Source organism: Cellulomonas sp. SLBN-39 (assembly GCF_006715865.1).
GTDB lineage: Bacteria > Actinomycetota > Actinomycetes > Actinomycetales > Cellulomonadaceae > Cellulomonas.
On sequence record NZ_VFOA01000001.1, the window covers coordinates 3018981 to 3036596 of the forward strand.

Annotated in this window: 14 protein-coding genes; 7 read left to right on the plus strand and 7 right to left on the minus strand. The window is 75.1% G+C overall.

Features of this window, described 5'->3' with window-relative positions:
• Positions 1–70: 70 nt before the first annotated feature.
• Positions 71–2746 (plus strand): SpoIID/LytB domain-containing protein, encoded by a 2676-nt coding sequence (locus FBY24_RS13785; protein ID WP_142161430.1) that lies wholly within the window; start codon positions 71–73, stop codon positions 2744–2746.
• On the opposite strand, the gene FBY24_RS13790 is transcribed toward FBY24_RS13785, so the two are convergent.
• From FBY24_RS13790 to FBY24_RS13805, 4 genes are read right to left on the minus strand one after another with little or no spacing between them, the layout of a single operon-like run.
• Positions 2734–4329, minus strand: a complete 1596-nt coding sequence (locus FBY24_RS13790) for a DUF2142 domain-containing protein (RefSeq protein ID WP_160158519.1) — start codon at positions 4327–4329, stop codon at positions 2734–2736. The genes FBY24_RS13785 and FBY24_RS13790 overlap by 13 nt on opposite strands.
• 55 nt (positions 4330–4384) lie before the next feature.
• A complete protein-coding gene (locus FBY24_RS13795; protein WP_142161434.1) occupies positions 4385–5803 on the minus strand; it encodes a hypothetical protein in 1419 nt (472 codons plus the stop codon).
• Positions 5800–6720: a glycosyltransferase family 2 protein gene (locus tag FBY24_RS13800; RefSeq protein WP_142161436.1), complete on the minus strand. Its 921-nt coding sequence runs from the start codon at positions 6718–6720 to the stop codon at positions 5800–5802. The genes FBY24_RS13795 and FBY24_RS13800 overlap by 4 nt, the downstream gene beginning before the upstream one ends.
• Positions 6717–7334 carry a dTDP-4-dehydrorhamnose 3,5-epimerase family protein gene (locus FBY24_RS13805; protein ID WP_142161438.1) on the minus strand — a complete coding sequence of 206 codons (618 nt, stop codon included), beginning with the start codon at positions 7332–7334 and terminating at the stop codon, positions 6717–6719. Before FBY24_RS13805 ends, FBY24_RS13800 begins: the two co-directional genes overlap by 4 nt.
• A 158-nt stretch (positions 7335–7492) precedes the next feature.
• On the opposite strand from FBY24_RS13805, the gene rfbD reads away from it, so the two are divergent.
• The gene (gene rfbD / locus FBY24_RS13810; RefSeq protein WP_142161440.1) at positions 7493–8359 is read left to right on the plus strand and encodes a dTDP-4-dehydrorhamnose reductase; all 867 of its coding nucleotides are present in this window, start codon (positions 7493–7495) and stop codon (positions 8357–8359) included.
• Between the two features lie 52 nt (positions 8360–8411).
• Positions 8412–9497 (plus strand): glycosyltransferase family 2 protein, encoded by a 1086-nt coding sequence (locus FBY24_RS13815; RefSeq protein ID WP_142161443.1) that lies wholly within the window; start codon positions 8412–8414, stop codon positions 9495–9497.
• Here the strand turns inward: FBY24_RS13815 and rfbA are convergent.
• The gene (gene rfbA / locus FBY24_RS13820) at positions 9461–10333 is read right to left on the minus strand and encodes a glucose-1-phosphate thymidylyltransferase RfbA (protein WP_142161445.1); all 873 of its coding nucleotides are present in this window, start codon (positions 10331–10333) and stop codon (positions 9461–9463) included. The genes FBY24_RS13815 and rfbA overlap by 37 nt on opposite strands.
• A 183-nt stretch (positions 10334–10516) precedes the next feature.
• On the opposite strand from rfbA, the gene FBY24_RS13825 reads away from it, so the two are divergent.
• From FBY24_RS13825 to FBY24_RS19695, 3 genes are all read left to right on the plus strand, one after another.
• Positions 10517–11656, plus strand: coding sequence for a glycosyltransferase family 4 protein (locus tag FBY24_RS13825; protein ID WP_160158520.1), 1140 nt, complete (start codon positions 10517–10519; stop codon positions 11654–11656).
• Positions 11653–12615: a lysylphosphatidylglycerol synthase domain-containing protein gene (locus FBY24_RS13830; protein WP_142161449.1), complete on the plus strand. Its 963-nt coding sequence runs from the start codon at positions 11653–11655 to the stop codon at positions 12613–12615. Before FBY24_RS13825 ends, FBY24_RS13830 begins: the two co-directional genes overlap by 4 nt.
• A gap of 218 nt (positions 12616–12833) precedes the next feature.
• Positions 12834–14882 (plus strand): glycosyltransferase family 39 protein, encoded by a 2049-nt coding sequence (locus FBY24_RS19695; RefSeq protein WP_142161451.1) that lies wholly within the window; start codon positions 12834–12836, stop codon positions 14880–14882.
• Between the two features lie 28 nt (positions 14883–14910).
• Here the strand turns inward: FBY24_RS19695 and FBY24_RS13840 are convergent, their stop codons facing one another.
• Together FBY24_RS13840 and FBY24_RS13845 are read right to left on the minus strand one after the other, a co-directional pair.
• Complete coding sequence (locus tag FBY24_RS13840; protein ID WP_142161453.1) at positions 14911–16215, minus strand: hypothetical protein; 1305 nt, start codon at positions 16213–16215, stop codon at positions 14911–14913.
• On the minus strand, positions 16212–16973 hold the full coding sequence (locus FBY24_RS13845; protein WP_255432397.1) for a TIGR03089 family protein: 762 nt from the start codon (positions 16971–16973) through the stop codon (positions 16212–16214). The genes FBY24_RS13840 and FBY24_RS13845 overlap by 4 nt, the downstream gene beginning before the upstream one ends.
• Positions 16974–17274: 301 nt before the next feature.
• On the opposite strand from FBY24_RS13845, the gene FBY24_RS13850 reads away from it, so the two are divergent.
• Positions 17275–17601: a WhiB family transcriptional regulator gene (locus FBY24_RS13850; RefSeq protein ID WP_142161457.1), complete on the plus strand. Its 327-nt coding sequence runs from the start codon at positions 17275–17277 to the stop codon at positions 17599–17601.
• The last annotated feature ends 15 nt before the right edge of the window (positions 17602–17616 follow it).

The following is a 17616-nucleotide window of genomic DNA, read 5'->3' on the forward strand; positions in this document are numbered from 1 at the left end:
GTGCCGCGACCGGTCCGCCCGCTCCGGGCCGACCTACAGTGGACGCAGCCCCCACCGAGAGGTCCGTCCCATGCGTGCCGTCCGCCGTGCCGTCGCCGGCCTGACCGCTGTGGTGCTCGCCGCCACGGGTCTGGCCCTCACCGCCGCACCGGCGTCCGCCGCGGAGTCCTACTCCGTCCCGTCGTCCGGGACGTGGACGGTCGACGGGCGCGGCTACGGTCACGGCCGGGGGCTGTCGCAGTGGGGCGCCCAGGGAGCCGCGGCGCAGGGTGTCGGGTACCGGGACATCCTCGCCTTCTACTACCCCGGGACGACCGCGACGACGCAGGCGGCGACGAGCCTGCGCGTCGGGCTCGCCGCACACACCCCCGCTGCCACCGTCACGCTGTGGAACCCGCCCGGCCGGACCTTCACGGTCAGCGGCGTGCGCACCGACGACGGCACGAACGCGCAGGTCTCGCTGGTGCAGGCCGCCCGCCGCTTCACGGTCACGGTGTCGGGGAGCACGGTCACGGTGCGCCGGCAGAAGACCCTCAACGGGCCGTGGGAGTCGCCGTTGGTCTTCCGCGGGACGACGACGTTCGCCACCGCCGACGGTGTCGTCGTCGCGCCGTCGACCGGCAGCACCTCCGGCACGTGGTACCGCGGCGCGGTCGAGGTCCGCCCCACCACAGGCTCGGCGTTCGACGTCACCAACGTCGTGCCGACCGAGGCCTACCTGCGCGGCGTCGTGCCCCGGGAGGTCCCGGCGTCCTGGGACGTCGACGCCCTGCGAGCGCAAGCCGTCGCCGCTCGGTCCTACGCCCTGTGGAAGAAGGCGCACCGGGGCTCCTCGGCCATCGACATCTGCGACACCACCGCGTGCCAGGTCTACGGCGGCGCCGGCACGATCACCGCTGCCGGCGCGGTCACGAGCCGCGAGCACAGCCGTACGGACGGTGCGATCGCGGACACCGCGCGGGAGGTGCGTACCTTCGCCGGCGCCGTCGCCTTCACCGAGTTCTCGTCGTCGAACGGCGGGTGGACGCGTGCCGGTTCGGTGCCCTACCAGGTCGCGAAGGCCGACCCCTGGACGGGGACCGCCCCGGGTGACCCGGTGACCACGTGGACGGCCCAGCTGGCCGTCTCCACGGTCCAGGCGTCGTGCCCGGGAAGCGGAGGGCGCCTGCAGCGGCTCGAGGTGCTCGGACGGGACGGCCGCGGGGCGCTGGGCGGACGCGTCACGCAGGTCCGCCTGGTCTGCTCGACCGGGACCGCCGACATCACGAACCCCGCCTTCGGTCTGCGCTCCACGTGGTGGCTGCCCCGCACCGCCGCCCCCACCCTGACGGGGCTGCGCCAGTCGACGACGTCGGTCGCGAGCGGCGGTTCCGTCTCCGTCTCGGCGGTGCCGAACGTCTCCATGAGCTGGGTCCTGACGGTCGTCGACGCGCGCACCGGGCGGATCGCTGCCACCCGCACCGGAACCGCTGCGGCCGGTTCACGGTTCACGGCCGCGTGGAACGCCCGCACCGACGCGGGGGCGGTCGTCGGCGCCGGACCGTACCGGATGAGCTTGCGCGGCACCGACGCGGCAGGTCGCCGCACGTCGACGCTCAGCGCGACGGTCGAGGTCGGGCGGGCGGCGGACCCGCCGACGGTCGCCCCCGTGCCTCTGGTCCCTGACGCGGGCCTGGTCCCCGTGGCGCCGACGCGTCTGCTGGACACGCGCACCACGTTCGGGTCCCTCGGCGCCGGTCAGCGCGTCGACGTGGCCGTCACCGGCCGTGCGGGCGTGCCGTCCAGCGGCGTGACCGCGGTGGTCCTCAACATCACTGCGGTCCACGCCAGCCGGGACACCCACCTGCGCGTGTGGCCCGCCGGTGCGCCCATGCCCGACGCGTCGGTGCTCAACACGGGCGCCGGGCGGACGCAGGCGGCGACGGTGACGGTCGCGGTCGGCGGGTCGGGTCGGGTCAGCACGTACAACGCCGCGGGAACCGTGCACCAGATCGTCGACGTCCTCGGCTACTACACGACGTCCGGCGCCTCGGCCGCGCTGCACAGCTCCGCGCCGGTCCGGGCGTACGACTCGCGGACGGCGAGGACCACCCCGGTCCCCGCCGGCGGTACCGTCTCCGTCGACGTCGCGTCCGCCCTCGGCGTCCCTGCAGCCGGCCTCTCCGCCGTGGCGGTCAACGTCACGACGACCCGGGCGTCCGGGCAGGGGTACGTCGTGGCCTACGGCTCGGGGACCCGCCCCGCCGTCTCCACGGTCAACCTCGACCCGGGCCGGGACGTCGCCAACCGCACGGTCGTCCCCGTGGTCGGCGGCAAGATCACCGTCGCGGTCGTCGGCGCTCCCACGCACGTCGTGGTCGACATCTCGGCGTGGTTCGGGGCACCAGGTGCTGCGGGTGGGGCCCGGTTCACGCCCGTCCAGCCCGTCCGCCTCCTCGACACGCGCACCGCCACGCCCGTCGGCGCGGGCCGACGCGTCGACGTCGCGACGTCCTCCGCCGTGCCGAGCAGTGCGGTCGCTGTCGTCGGGTCGCTCGTGGCCGTCTCGCAGACGGCCTCGACGACGCACCTGCGGGCCTACGCGACAGGTTCTGCGCTGCCGCCCACGTCGGACCTCAACGCGGCGCGTGGGCGCACGCAGGCGAACGGCGTGGTCGTCACCACGGGAACGGGCGGCAGGGTTGCCGTGTACAACCACTCCGGCAGCACGCACGTCATCCTCGACGTGACCGGCTACTTCGACTGACCCTCCGCCGCGCGCACCGGCCGGGGTGCGTCGTGGCCGTCGCCCGCAGCCGCGGTGCGTGCGGCCACGACCACCGGTCCGACCAGCGCGGCCCCCAGCGTGAGCGTCCCGACGAGCCCGAGGCCCAGGACGACCGCCTGGCTGACGGGGGGGATCCAGCCGACGTCGTCGATGCGCAGCGGCAGGGCCGCGAACCGTGCGTAGACCGACTCGACGCCGTACATGTACCGCCAGAGGAACCACGACAGCGCGCCGAGCTGCACGGTGAGGAACCAGGCCGACGAGACGACGACCGTGCGCCGCAGGGTCGTGGCCGACAGGCTCGCCCCCTGCATCGACGGGACCGCGAGCACCAGGCCGGCGGCGACGGCCGGCAGCAGGTAGCGGCCCTGCCAGCCGAAGGCGGTCAGCATCGAGTACGCGGCGACCACGGCTGCGGACAGCCCCAGGAAGCCCCAGGCGTCGCGCAGCCGCGTCGATGCCCTGGCCGACCCCGTCACCAGGAGCGTGACCGCGACGACGGTGACGCCGACCCACCCCACCACCGCCAGGTCCGGCAGCGTGGTGTCCCACCCGATCCAGCCGACCATCTGCCGCACCAGGTCGCCGAACTTCAGCAGGACGAGGAGGGTGCGCACGTCGACGGGGATGGTGCCCCAGTCGACCGAGTCGTCCTCCTCGCCGATGACGCGCGTCTGCGTCGCCCACCCGAGCCATGCCACGGCGGCCACGAGGGACGCACCGGCCGCGACGACCGCCCAGCGGTGCCGCTGCCACAGCCCGCCGAGCGGTCCGCCGGGGAGCAGCAGCACCCCGACGAGCAGGAACGCCCACACGAGGCTCAGCGGGCGGGTCCACGTGAGTGCGACCAGCGCGAGGAGCAGCGCGGTCACGGTGGGCGTGCGCACGGCCGCCGCCCCCGCGTGGTCGTGCCGCACCGCCACCACGAGGGCCGCGCCCAGCACCGCAGCGCCGACCTCGAACCCGTTGGGGTTGACCGACGAGGCGAGGGACAGCATCACGGGCGTGAGCCCGGCGAGGACGGCGACGGCCGCACCCGCGTGCCAGCCCCGGCGAGCCAGCACCAGCGCGGCGCCCGCGACCATGCCGAGGCTCAGGACGCCCGAGACGAACCGGGCGAGCAGCAGCGTGTGGTGGCCCGACAGGCCGACCTCCAGACCGACGCGCAGCACCGTCCCGACGACGCCGTAGTACAGCGGGGGGTAACGGGTCATGTAGGTCGGACGATCGACCTCGTCCTGCGGGTGCAGCGACGACTCCCACCCGCATCCCGGAGACGCGCTCGGGTCACCCTGGTAGCACGTCCGGTTCTCGTACTCGAGGAGGCTGGTCGGCATGCGCACGTGCACGACCGACGCACCGTTCTCGTCGACGACGACACGCTCGTTGCCCGGCAGCACCTGCCCGGTCGCCACCCCCCAGGCGTACTCGACGTGCGCGGGTTCGTCGGGGGTGCCGCCGACCGGTGACGCCATCGCCCACGCGGCGGCCAGGCCGACCACGGCCAGGGCGAGACCGAGCGGGGCGAGCCGGCCACGGACGCGGCGGCTGAGAGAAGGCATCGAGGGCTCCAAGGAGGGTCGGGCACGCGCGAGGGCCGCGTGGCCCTCGCGCATGCTAGTCGCCGGCGACCTGCGGGACAGCGGGCCGCCCGCCGACGCGGCACAGCCGCGCGTGCAGGGCCACCGTCACCGTGAGCGCGACGATCGCGGCCGACGCGGCGACCAGGGCGACGCCGGGATGGACCAGCGGGTCCGAGGGCGGGGAGAGCAGGGCACGGCGCACCCGGACGACGTTCTCGACGGAGGCCGCGGCCGCCCAGGCGCCCAGCAGCCACGGCGCGGCCCGCCGCGACCAGGTCAGCCCGGCACCCACCGCGAGGCCGACCGGCAGGAGCAGCGGCATCAGGTACCGGGCGTTGAGACCTCCGCCGCCCGCGGCGTAGAGCACCTGCATCCCCAGGACCGCCACCACGGGGCCGCCCAGCGCCACGAGGACGGCCAGGTGCTCCCGCGCCCGCGGCACCTCCCGGCGTGCGACGACCGCCAGGCCGACGAGCGCCAGCGCCACCGGCACCACGAGCAGCACGGTCGTGGTCGTCCCGCGGGGCAGCACGTCGTGGCTGTGCAGCGACCAGAGCGCGCGCCACGAGCCGACGTCGGTGAGCACGTCCGTCCAGGGACGGCTCACCCGGTCGAGGTGCTCGGCAGCCCACTCGGGGTGCCCGCCGAGGACGTCGCCGGTGAGCCGGACGTTGCGCCACCAGAACCACGACGACGGCAGCACCGCCACGACGAGCGTCGCGGCAGCGGCGGCGGACGTGGTCAGCACGGCACGCCAGCCGCGCGACCGCACGACGGCGTCGATGACGAGGGCGGCCAGGCACGCGGCGATCACCACGACGAGCGCAGCGCGGGTCAGCAGGGCCGCGGCGCAGGCGGCAGCGAGGAGGGCCCAGCGGGCGCGTGACCCGCCGTGGCGCAGCAGGGCGACCGTCGCACCCATGACGAGGGTCGCGGTCGCCGCGGCCAGCAGGTCGTTGTAGACGGCGCCGCCGACCCGGGCCACCCAGGCGCTCGCCGCCACGACGACGGCCGCCGCGACCCGTAGGCGCGGGGTCCGCGGCGCGACCTGGGCCGCGGCCCAGGCGACGACGAGCACGAGCGCGGCGGCGAGCAGCGCGTTCAGGGCACGGCCGGCGTACGCGGCGAGGACCGGGCGGCCGAGGTCGACGAGCGGTCCGACGACGGGTGCCTGCAGGAGGTAGTACAGGGGCGGGTGCTGCGCGACCCACTGCACAGGGGGCGCGTACCCCACGGGGGGCTGGACGACCAGGCCCTCTTCGAACACCGGCAGCCCGCCGGTCCACACCTGGTACGCGTAGTCGAGGTGCGCTGCCTCGTCGCCGGAGGAGAACGCGGGCGACAGCGCGGCGTGCGTGGCGGCCGACGCCGTTGCCGCGGCGGCCGCGGCGGCGACCGCGAGGCGCGTGAGCCGGACGGGGTCCCGGTACCACCGCACGGGCGCGCCGGTCACGGCGCCACCGGTCCCGTCCGGCCGCGCAGGCCGTCGCGGAGGCCTCGCAGGGCGAGCTGCAGACGGTTGCGTCGTCCCGGCACCAGGAGCGTGTTGAACGCGACGTACTTGCCCAGCCACACGACGTACCCGACGTCCCACCGCCAGCCCATGAGTCGCGACCGCACGAGGAGCAGCGTGTTGCGGGTCAGGTAGTAGACGCGCACCGGCGGGTGGACGTGGATCTCCTGCCGCCGCCCCGGCAGCCGCACGACGGCGTCGCCGAGCTGGTGGGCGAGGTGGGCGTCGGCGACCGCGTGCAGGGTCCGCCCGGCGGCTCGGGCCCGCAGCCCCCACTCCAGGTCGACGTGGTCGATGAACCACTCCGACCGCATCGCGCCGACCTCGTCGAGGGCCTCCACGGGGATCAGGGTCCCGGACGCGAGGAGGAACGCCACCGGCAGCAGCCCGTCCTCGTCCGGGAGGCCGCGCGTGCGCCGTGGGCCCCAGGTGCGGGCCTCGTACACCATGACGTCCCCGTCGCCGCGGTCCTCGGCGACCATCGGGCCGACGGCGCCGACGCGCTCGCCGCGCGCCGCGGCCCGGGCGGCGCCCGCCAGCAGGCGCTCGACCATGTCGGGCGCGGGGTCGCTGTCCTGGTCGGAGAGGAGCACGTGCGTCGCCCCGCAGCCCCGCGCCCGGCCGATGCCGACGTTCTGGGCCTCGGCGATCCCTGCGTTGCGCCCGAGCGGCACGAGCTCGGCGCCGACCTCGTCGCACGTCGCACGCAGCGCCTGCGCGTTCTGCCCCTCGGTGCCGTTGTCGACGACGACGCACCGGTCCACCTGCGCGGCGAGCGCGGCGAGGAGGCGGCCGGTGCGGGCGACGTCGGGGTGGTACGTCACCACGACCGCGACGACGCAGGTCCCGGCGGTCACCGCGCGAGCGAGGCGACGTGGGCGCGGGCCGCGTCCCACGTCGGCAGGAGACCGGTCTGCGCAGCCTCGGCGAGCGACGGGGCCTGCGCGTCCTTGTCCGAGAGCAGCGGGGCCAGCGGGCGACCGTCGCGGCCGGAGGTCGGCCAGGCGACGGCGACCTGCGGGTCGAGCGGGTGCACGCCGTGCTCGCGACCGGGGGCGTACGGCGTCGAGCACAGGTACATGACCGTCGAGTCGTCCTCGAGCGACATGAACGCGTGCCCCAGGCCCTCCTCCAGGTAGATCGCCCGCCGGTCGACGTCGTCGAGGAGCACGCTGTCCCAGCGGCCGAAGGTCGGCGACCCGACGCGGATGTCGACGACGACGTCGAGCACGGCGCCGCGGGTGCAGGTGACGTACTTCGCCTGGCCGGGCGGGACGTCGGCGAAGTGGATGCCGCGCACGACACCGGCGGCCGAGACCGAGCAGTTGGCCTGGGCGACCGTCAGTGCGTGCCCCACCGCCGCCGCGAACGGCGCTCCCTGGAACGCCTCGAGGAAGACGCCGCGCTCGTCGACGAACTGCCGGGGGGTGATCTCCCAGGCGCCGGGGACGCTGAGCTCGCGGAACGTCATGGGGGTCCTCTCCGTGGTGGGGTCGCGCACGGTCCGGGCCGCAGCGGGCCGACCGTGGCGGAGCGGGGTCGCGCCGACGGTCAGCGTAGCGGCCGCCGCGCGTGTCCTAGGGTGGGCACCCGACCGTCCGGCGGGGACGGGTTGGCGGGAGGAGCGCGGTGCGCTGGGTTGTGGTCGGCAGCAACGGGATGCTGGGGACGGACGTCATGGCGGCGCTCGCGCACGCCGGGCACGAGGCGGTCGGCCTCGACCGTGCCCAGGTCGACGTGACGGACGCGCGCGCCGTCGACGCGGCCCTGCCCGACGCGGACGTGGTCGTCAACTGCGCTGCGTGGACGGCCGTCGACGCCGCGGAGGAGCAGGAGGCGGCGGCCTTCGCCGTCAACGCGGCCGCGCCGTCCTACCTGGCCCGTGCGGCGCGGGAACGTGGTGCGCGCCTGGTCCAGGTGTCGACCGACTACGTGTTCGCCGGCGACGCCACGGACCCGTACGGGGAGGACCATCCGGTCGCTCCCCGTTCGGCGTACGGGCGGACCAAGGCCGCGGGGGAGTGGGCCGTGCGTGCCGAGCACCCGGACGCTCTCGTCGTGCGGACCGCGTGGCTCTACGGCGCCGCCGGCTCCTGCTTCCCGCGGACGATCGCGCGGGTCGCCGTCGAGCGCGGCTCCCTGGGTGTCGTCGACGACCAGGTGGGACAGCCGACGTGGACCGTCGACCTCGCCGACCTGATCCTGCGTCTGGTGGCTGCCGGCGCCCCGGGCGGCACCTACCACGGCACCTCCTCGGGCAGCACCTCGTGGTTCGGGTTCGCCCAGGCGGTGGTCGCCTCGGCGGGGATGGACCCGGCGATCGTCGCGCCCACCGCGACCGACGCGTCCGAGCGCCCGGCCCCGCGGCCGTCGTACTCCGTGCTGGGGCACGGTGCGCTGCACGCCGCAGGCGTGACCCCCATCGGCGGATGGCGTGAGCGGTGGGCCGCGGCCGGCGCCGTCGTGCTCGGCCACGGCGCACCCTCCGCCAGGTAGCATCCCCCCATCCTCCGGCGCTCGACGCCCCCGATGCCACGACAGGGCTCCCATGAAGGTCTTCATCCAGATCCCGTGCCTCAACGAGGAGGAGACGCTCCCTGCGGTCCTCGCCTCGATCCCCGACCGCATCGACGGCGTCGACGAGCTCGAGGTGCTGGTCGTCGACGACGGCTCGACCGACCGCACGGTGGAGGTCGCCCGTGCCCTGGGCGTCCGCCACATCGTGCGGCACACCCGCAACATGGGTCTCGCGCGCTCGTTCCGTGACGGCATCCACTACGCCCTCGCGCAGGGGGCGGACGTCGTGGTCAACACCGACGGTGACAACCAGTACCCGCAGGACCGGATCCCGGACCTCGTGGCCCCCGTCATCGCCGGCGAGGCCGACATCGTGATCGCCGACCGGCAGACGGCGACGATCGCGCACTTCTCGCCGTTCAAGAAGATGATGCAGCGCATCGGCAGCAAGGTCGTCAACGGCGCGGCCGACACGGACCTGCCCGACGCGGCCAGCGGCTTCCGTGCCTACTCGCGGGCCTCGCTGATCCGGCTGAACATCGTCACCGAGTTCAGCTACTGCATGGAGACGATCATCCAGGCCGGGCACAAGCGCCTGCGGATCGTCTCGGTCCCCGTGACCACGAACCCCAAGACGCGTGAGTCACGGCTGTTCAAGAACATCTTCCAGCACATGCGCAAGTCCGCCTCGGCGATCGTGCGCTCGTACCTGATGTTCAAGCCGCAGGTCGTCTTCATCACGCTCGCCACCGTGCTGGGCGTGATCTCGCTGGTCCCCATGGTGCGCTTCGTCGCGCTCTGGCTGGTGCGCGACGGCGCCGCCGCCGGCAACGTCCAGTCCCTCATCTTCGGCGCGATCATGGCCGTGGCGTCCTTGCTCTCGCTCGCGCTCGGGGTGCTCTCGGACCTGCAGCGGACCAACCGTGTGCTGCTCGAGGACCAGCTCGAACGCATCAAGGAGCTGCAGTACCGGCGTCCGGCCGACGTGGGGCACGCGTGGGAGGGCTGGTCCACCGAGGCGCTCGACCACGGGGCCGTGCCCGCCCGCGACGGTTCCGCCGCCGCGGGCGGTGGCGCAGGCTACGGCCGCGCCTCCTCCAGCAACCCCAGCAAGTAGCTCCCGTACCCCGACTTGACCAGTCGCTCGGCCCGCTCCCGGAGCTCGGCGTCGGAGAGGAACCCCCGACGCCACGCGACCTCCTCGGGCGACCCGATCTTGAGGCCCTGACGGCTCTCGATGGTGCGGACGTAGTCCGACGCCTCCAGGAGGGAGTCGAAGGTGCCCGTGTCGAGCCACGCCGTGCCTCGGGGGAGCACCTCGACCTGGAGCCGCCCTGCCTCGAGGTACGCCCGGTTCACGTCCGTGATCTCGTACTCGCCGCGCGCCGACGGGGCGAGGTCGCGGGCGATCGCCACGACGTCGTTGTCGTAGAAGTACAGCCCGGGCACCGCGTAGGAGCTCTTCGGGTGCGCGGGCTTCTCCTCCAGCGAGAGCGCACGGCCGTCGGCGTCGAACTCGACGACGCCGTAGGCCGTCGGGTCGGCCACCCGGTAGGCGAAGACGGCGCCGCCGTCCACGTCGTGGAAGCGGGCCAGCCGTGAGCCGAGACCAGGCCCGTAGAAGATGTTGTCGCCCAGGACCAGGGCGGCGGCCTCGCCGCCGATGAAGTCGGCCCCGAGGACGAAGGCCTGCGCCAGACCGTTGGGCTCCGCCTGCACGGTATAGCTGATGGAGATGCCGAACTGCGAGCCGTCGCCGAGGAGCCGCTGGAACTGCTCCGCGTCGTGCGGGGTCGTGATGACCAGGACGTCCCGGATGCCTGCCAGGATCAGCGTCGACAACGGGTAGTAGATCATCGGCTTGTCGTAGACCGGGACGAGCTGCTTGCTCACGCCCAGCGTGATCGGGTGCAGCCGGGTGCCGGAGCCGCCGGCCAGGATGATTCCGCGCATGGGCACATAGTCTGGCGCACGTCGGGGGTGACCGGGCACCGGCGCCGCGGGCGTCCTGCTCGGCGTATCATCGCCGCTCGGCCCCGCCGCCCAGCGGGCGCCCCGCAGCGACAGGACGGACCCCACGTGCCGGCGCAGGCCCACGAACACCGACCCGTGCCCGCAGGGCACCCAGGACCCTCGGTGCACGACGTGCCCGCCGGCTCCGCCCCCCTCGGCACGCTCCTCGCGGCCGGCACGTTCGACGAGGGGGCCCACCCCCGGGTCCGCGTGCTGCTCGAGGGTCTCGCCGCGCGGGGCTGGGACGTCGAGCGCGTGGTCGAGCCCCTCCGGTTCGACACCCGCCGTCGGGTCGAGGTCCTCCGCAACCCGTTGCACCTGCCGGGCTTCGCGGTCGCACTCCTGCGCGCCTGGTCGCGCCTCGGGCCGCGCCTGGCCGCGCGGCGGCGGCGCGGACCGCGCCCGCGCGCCGTGGTCGTCGGTCACCTGGGCCACTTCGACGTCGGGCTCGTGCGGCTCCTGCTGCGTCCGGCCCCCGTCGTCCTCGACTACCTGATCTCCGGCGCCGGCACCGCGGTCGACCGTGGGGAGCGGGGTGCGCTCAAGCAGCGCGCGCTCGTAGCCCTCGACCGGTTCGCGCTCGCACGCGCCGACGTCGTCGTCGTCGACACCGCCGAGCACCTGGAGCTCCTCGGGCCGGACGTGGCCGCGCGCGCGGTCGTCGTCCCCGTCGGTGCCGACGCGCGGTGGTTCGCGGCGCGCGCTTCGGCGCAGGGGCCCGTCCGTGGCCGCCCCCTGCGCGTGATCTTCTTCGGGATGCTCACGCCCCTGCAGGGTGCACCGGTGATCGCCCGTGCGCTGCGCGACCTCGGCGGTGCGGTGCACGCCACCTTCGTCGGGACCGGGCAGGACGAGGTGGCCGTCGACGAGCTCCTCGACGGTGTGCCGCACGTCGAGCGGATGCCCTGGGTCACGCCCGACGACCTGCCTGCCCTGGTGGCCGCGCACGACGTGTGCCTGGGGATCTTCGGCACGGGCGAGAAGGCGGCGAGGGTCGTGCCGAACAAGGCGTACCAGGGTGCGGCGGCCGGGTGTCTCGTCGTGACGAGCGACACCGCACCCCAGCGCAGGGCCTTCGGCGAGGCGGCGGTGCTCGTCCCCCCAGGGGACGCGGACGCGCTCGCCGACGTGCTGCGCGGGCTCGCCGACGACGCCGACGCCTTCGAGACCCGACGTGCGGCGGCGCGGGCGTGGGCGGACGCGCGGTTCACCGCTCCCGCCGTGGTGGGCGACCTCGACGTCGTCCTGCGGGGTCGCGCGTGAGCCGGCTGGTGGCGGTCCTGCGCTCGCGCTGGGTCCGCGCAGGGTTCGTCCTCGTGGCCGTGAGCGCCGCCGTGGTCGCCGTCGTCCAGCAGCGCGCCGAGATCGCCGATGCCGTGACGCAGGTCCCGCCGGCCGCGGTCGGAGCGGCACTCGTCGTGAGCGTGGCCTACGTCGTGTGCACGATGCTCTCGTGGCGCGCGGTGCTCGCCGATCTCGGCTCACGCCTGCCCGTGACGCAGGCCTTCGGCCTGTTCGGCGTCTCCCAGCTCGGCAAGTACGTCCCCGGCGGGGTGTGGAACATCGTCGCGGCGGGCGAGCTCGGCGCAGACCTGGCGATCCCGCGCAGACGCTCGATGTCGGCCATGGCCGTGGCGGTCCTGGTGTCGGTGGTCAGCGGCCTCGCCCTCGGCCTGCCCGCCCTCGCGGTCGCCGACACGCACGCCCTGGACCTGTGGTGGCTGTGGCTCGTCGCACCGCTGTGCGTCGCCGCGCTCGTGCCCCCGGTGCTCAACCGCCTGCTCGCCGCCGCGATGCGCCTCGCGCGACGTGAGCCCCTCGAGCATCCCCTGACGACGCGCGGCACGCTCGTCGCGACCGCGTGGGCCCTCCTCGGCTGGGTCGTGGTGGGCGCCCAGGTGTGGCTGCTCGCCGCTGCCCTCGGCGTGCCGGCGACGCCGTCCTCGTTCCTGCTGGCCGTCGGCGCGTACGCGCTCGCCTGGGTCGTCGGCTTCCTCGTCGTGGTCACCCCCGCCGGGCTCGGGGCCCGCGAGCTCGTCCTGGGCGCGCTGATGGCCCCCGTCCTCGGCGGTGGCGGTGGCGGTGTGGTGGTGCTCGTCCTGATGAGCCGGATCGTCCAGACTGCCGGTGACCTGGTCGTCGCCGGCGTCGGCGCGCTCGGCGCCCGACGTGCCCGGACCCTGCAGGCACCTGCGCCCCCGGGGGAGCGCTCCGCGCGCTGACCTGCCGCCCGGCCGACGCCCGTGGGGTCGCAGGCCCCACCCGTCGTCCACCCCACCGAGGAGCAGCCGATGGCCGCGAGCGACGCCGTCCCCCCGCACGTCCGCAGGCGCCGGGCGCTCGGCGCCGGGGCGTCCGCGGTCGCCGGGTCCGTCCCTCTCCTCGGGCAGCGGGCGGCGTACCGACCCGGGAGGGGTCTCGTCGTCCGGGGTCGACCCGCGTGAGCCGCGTGCGGCCACCGGCGCCCGGTCCCGCCCGGCCCTGGTCCGCGCGGGCTGCCGACGGCCTGGTGCACCTGCCCGACGCCCTCGTCGTCCTGTTCGCCGTGCTGGCCCTGGTGTCGCTCGTCGCGACCCTGCTCGGGGCGCTGCACGCGGCGCTCGTGCTGCCCGTCGCCGGTGCCCTCGCCGTCCTCGTGGTGCGGTCCGTCCCGCACCACGCGCCCCGACGCGGTGCGGCCCCTGCGGCGGGCGTCGCCCTTCTCGCGGCGGCGGCGTGGGCCTGCTGGGGCGTCACCCACGTGGGCCAGTACGTGGTGGTGGCCCGCGACCCGGGGTTCCTCACGCTCGAAGGGCTCTGGCTCGCGGGGCACCCGGACGCGTCGGTGCCGGTCGGCGGTGCGGCCGCCGTGGCCTCCGCCGTCCCGGGCGTGCTCGCCGACGCCGAGGCGTTCACGCAGGTCGGCGGAGCGCTGCACGCGCAGGGCAACAAGACGGTTCCGGCGCTCCTCGGCCTCGCGGGTCAGGTCGCGGGCACGCACGCGGTGCTCGCCGCGGGTGTCGTGATCGGGGCGGTCGCGCTGCTTGCCGTGTACGTGCTGGGCCGTGAGCTCGTCGGCCCGGTGTGGGCCCTGCTGCCACCGACGACCCTCGCCCTGAGCCTGCCGTTCCTCACCTTCACGCGCTCGGCCTACACCGAGCCGACGACGACGGCCCTGGTCGCCCTGGGGGTGGCGCTCCTCGTGCGAGCCGTGCGGTCGGGCCGTGCGACGCACGCGGCGTGGGCCGGCTGCGCCGTCGGCCTCGCCGGCGCAGCCCGGATCGACGGTGCCATCGTCGTCGGTGCTCTCGTGGTCGCGCTCGCGGCGGTGGCCCTCGTCACCCGTGACACGTCCGTCCGCAGCCGTCGACGGTCGCAGCTCGACGCCGCCGCTGCCCCCGCGCTCGCACTGACGGCGCTGGGCTACGTCGACCTCGCGCTCGAGAGCCCCGCGTACCTCGTCCAGCACCTGCCGTTCGCCGGGCCGCTCGCGGCCGGGCTCGTCCTGACGACCGTCGTGGGGCGCTCGCTCGTGGCCGAGCCCGTCGCGCGTCGGCTCGTCGGGTGGCGCCCGGACCCGGCCGGTCGCGCCGCCGACGTCCTCGGGGGGTGCGTCGCGGTGGTGGCCCTCGTGCTGGTCAGCAGGCCGTGGTGGCTGGTGTCCCGGTCCGTCGACGACGCCGGCGTCGCCGGGGCCGTCGGACGGCAGCAGCTCGCCGAGGGGCTTCCGCTCGACCCCACGCGTGGCTACGACGAGATGACCCTGACCTGGCTCGCCTGGTACGTGGGCTGGCCGCTGCTCGTCCTGGGGCTGACGGGGGCGGCGCTCGTGGTCCGCCGGGCGGTGCGACGCGCGGACGCGGCGCTCCTGGCCGCGGTCGTGACCCTCCTCCTGGGTGCCCTGCCCTACGTGGTCCGTGTGTCGATCACGCCCGACCAGCTCTGGGCGGTCCGCAGGCTCGTGCCGGTCGCCGTGCCCGCGCTGCTCGTCCTGGGGGTCTGGGCCCTGCGCGAGGGGTGCAGGGCGGTCGTGCGACGCCAGCCCTCCTCGCGCGTGCCGGCCGTACGGGTCGTGCTCGGTGCGGCCGCGGTGCTGGTCGCCCTGTGGCCGTTGTCGGTCTGGAGCCAGGTGCACGACGTCGCCGAGCAGGACGGTCGTCTCGACGAGGCCAGGGCGGCCTGTGCCCGGCTCGAGGACGTCGGCGTCTCCCGCGTGCTGTGGGTGCACTCCTCGCCGTTCCAGTACGCGGCGACCCTGCGCATCGTGTGCGACGTCGAGGTCGTCCAGACGTTCGATGTGCCGACCCCCGGGCTGGTCGAGGACGTGACCGCGGCCTGGGGGGGCGCCGTCGCGGTGATGTCCTTCGACCCGGGGGACCTGGCGCTCGTGGGCCCCGCGCAGGAGGTCGTCACGACGACCGTCCCGACCGCCGCGCGCAGGATCGCCGGGCGGCCGTTCGCTGTCGAGACGACGACCAGCTCGCTCTGGCTCGCCCTGCCGGGGACGTGAGCAGGCGCACGCCTTCGCGCAGCCCTGCTCAGCCGTCGTCCAGCACGCCGCACGGGACGCGCACGGTCCAGTGCGCGTCCGGGGCGGCCTCGAGCTCGACGACGACGTCGGGCGTCGAGCACGCCCGTCGCGCGTCCGCCACCTCGCGCTGCCACGACGGACCGGCCTGCCGCTGGGTGCCGGGCACCTGCCACGCGTGCACCGAGGCCGCGGTGAGCGTCAGCGCCACGAGGACCGCCGGCACCTGGGCCCACCGGCGGCGCGGCACGTGCCGGGCGGCCAGCACGATCCCGCTCACGAGCAGCATCGATGCGACCACCGCGTAGCGGATCACCTCGACCGCGGGGTCGCCGGGGTCGGGGCGCGACCAGTCGAACGCCGCACGGTTGAGCAGCACGGGGATCGCCCAGGTGACGACCGAGAAGACCGGGAGCACGAGCCCCGCCGTGCGCTCGGTACCGGTCGCGCGCCGTGCGACCAGGACCGCGGCGAGGCACGTCGGCACGAGTGCGAGCACCGCGGCGCCCCATCCGACGCCCGCCAGGACGACCGTCACCGTCTCCGGCGTCCCCAGCCAGACGGGAAGGACGACGTCCACGAGGTACCCGGCGGCGACGACGTCGACCCCGGGTACCAGCCCGACGGCTTCTCCTCGCGGCACCGTGAGCACCGCCACGGCCTGCGCACCGAGGCCGATCAGCAGGCCTGCGCGCACCGGGAGGCACCTGCGCTCGCGCAGGCCGAGCACCGCGAGCGGGAGGAAGTACGCCACCTGGACCTCGGTGAGGGCTGCCGCGAGGCCGAGCAGGCCGAGTGCGGCGGCGCCCGTCCGGGTCCGGGGACGGTGCAGCAGGAGCCACGGGGTGGCCCACAGGAAGAACCAGTGCAGGTTGGCCAGGTTCCCGAGGACCTCCACACCGGCCGCGGGAACCACGACCGTCAGTGCAGCGAGCGCGAGCCGTCCGCCGCGGGAGGGGGTGACCGAGGCCGCGCAGGCGTGCACCACCCCGGCGACCGCCCCGGCGACGGCACAGCTGAGCGCGGTCACCGCCACGGCGACGTCCTCGGTGGGCACGACGGTGACGGCCAGCTCGGCGAGCACGCGCGGGACGAGGTGCAGGTATCCGCCGTACGGCTCGAGCAGGACGCGCCACCAGGCCTCGCCCCAGGCGTCCAGGACGAAGACCCTGCCGTCCTCAGCCCACAGGGTGCCTCGCGTGGTGGCGTCGAGCCGCGACCACGCGGCTGCGGCGGCGAGGACGGCGACCGTCACCGAGACCAGCACGTCACGCCCGGGGCGCGACCGGCGCGCGGGAGAGTCGTCGGTGCTCACCGGTCGAGCGGGGCCGTCGACGAGCGTGCCGGGCCGGCGGGGTCCCCGTCCAGCGCGTCCTCGGTGACGATCTCGGAGGTGACGAGGCGCGCTCGTCGGGCCTCGTCGGTGCGCAGGGCCTGCGCGGTTGCCGCATCCACGAGCACGAGCGAGCCACCGCCGCTCAGCAGTCCCAGCACGCCCAGCAGCGCGGTCGCCGTGACGGGGTCCGTGCCGGCGGCCTCCAGGCGCCGCACGCCGGTCGCCGTGGTGGTCCCGTGCGCGCGTGCGAGCAGGTCCCCGTGCGTGACGCCGTCGAGCGCCGGCGCCCCCGGGTCCGGCCGTGGCACGGGGCCCAGCTGGTCCGGGTAGGTCATGACGGCCGCCGCGCCGTCGGTGGCGCCCGCCGGCAGGGGGCTGTCGACCCGGCGCGCCAGCGCGGGCAGCGCGACCGCCACGAGGGCCGGTGCGTCGACGTGGCGTGCCACGTCGGCCGTGACGACGACGTCGGCGCTCCGTCGGCTGCCGCCGGCGTCGGGGGCCAGGACGCAGGCCCCGGCCCGCCACGTGGCCAGCGCCCACAGCACGGTGCGCCAGTGCAGGGGAAGGTCGAGCAGCACCTCGCTGCCCGGTCCGACGTCGTACTCCTCGACGAGGAGGTTCGTCGTCTTCGTGACCCAGTTCACGACGACGGCGCCGGAGAGCTCGACGCGCTCCCCGTCGTGCCCGTACCAGGTGAGCCGAGGTCGCCCCGGCTCCTTCTGCAACGTCGCGAGCACGTGTGCGAGGTCCCGATCGCCGGGGTGGCCGGGAGGCGGTGGGCTCGGGTGCGGGGGTGGCGTCATGAGCCCAAGGCTAGACAGAACGGACACGTCACCCGGCCGGGTGAGTTTTCACCCGGACAAGCCGGGCATCTAGCACGCCTCGGGTTGACGGCCTCGAACGACACGCGTGTAATTCCTGAGAACTGATTCATCGAACGGGCACCACGTCGCGGCCTTCCGCGCCGCACCGGCAGCTTCGAGCGAGCCAGCCAGCCAGCATCACGAGCAGCACGAGCACCAACCCGCGGAGGCACGCATGTGGCACCTGCTCGACGACGAGACCTTCCCGACAGACGTCGAGGCACCGGCACAGGCGCCGGCGTCCAACGTCCTGTCGCTGTTCGGCACGCCCGACGACGACGGACCCATGGGGTGGCAGGAGCGCGCCCTGTGCGCCCAGACCGACCCCGAGGCGTTCTTCCCCGAGAAGGGCGGCTCGACCCGCGAGGCCAAGAAGGTGTGCACGTCTTGCGACGTGCGTTCCGAGTGCCTCGAGTACGCGCTGGAGAACGACGAGCGGTTCGGCATCTGGGGCGGCCTGTCCGAGCGCGAGCGCCGCAAGCTCAAGCGGCGCGTCGTCTGACCGCAGCACCCGCAG

Bases quoted from the DNA above. Each gene is read 5' to 3' on its own strand.
- FBY24_RS13785 (WP_142161430.1), top strand. From the start codon at position 71: ATGCGTGCCGTCCGCCGTGCCGTCGCCGGCCTGACCGCTGTGGTGCTC.
- FBY24_RS13815 (WP_142161443.1), top strand. From the start codon at position 8,412: ATGAAGGTCTTCATCCAGATCCCGTGCCTCAACGAGGAGGAGACGCTC.
- FBY24_RS13790 (WP_160158519.1), bottom strand. From the start codon at position 4,329: ATGCCTTCTCTCAGCCGCCGCGTCCGTGGCCGGCTCGCCCCGCTCGGT.
- rfbA (WP_142161445.1), bottom strand. From the start codon at position 10,333: ATGCGCGGAATCATCCTGGCCGGCGGCTCCGGCACCCGGCTGCACCCG.
- FBY24_RS13805 (WP_142161438.1), bottom strand. From the start codon at position 7,334: ATGACGTTCCGCGAGCTCAGCGTCCCCGGCGCCTGGGAGATCACCCCC.
- FBY24_RS13850 (WP_142161457.1), top strand. From the start codon at position 17,275: ATGTGGCACCTGCTCGACGACGAGACCTTCCCGACAGACGTCGAGGCA.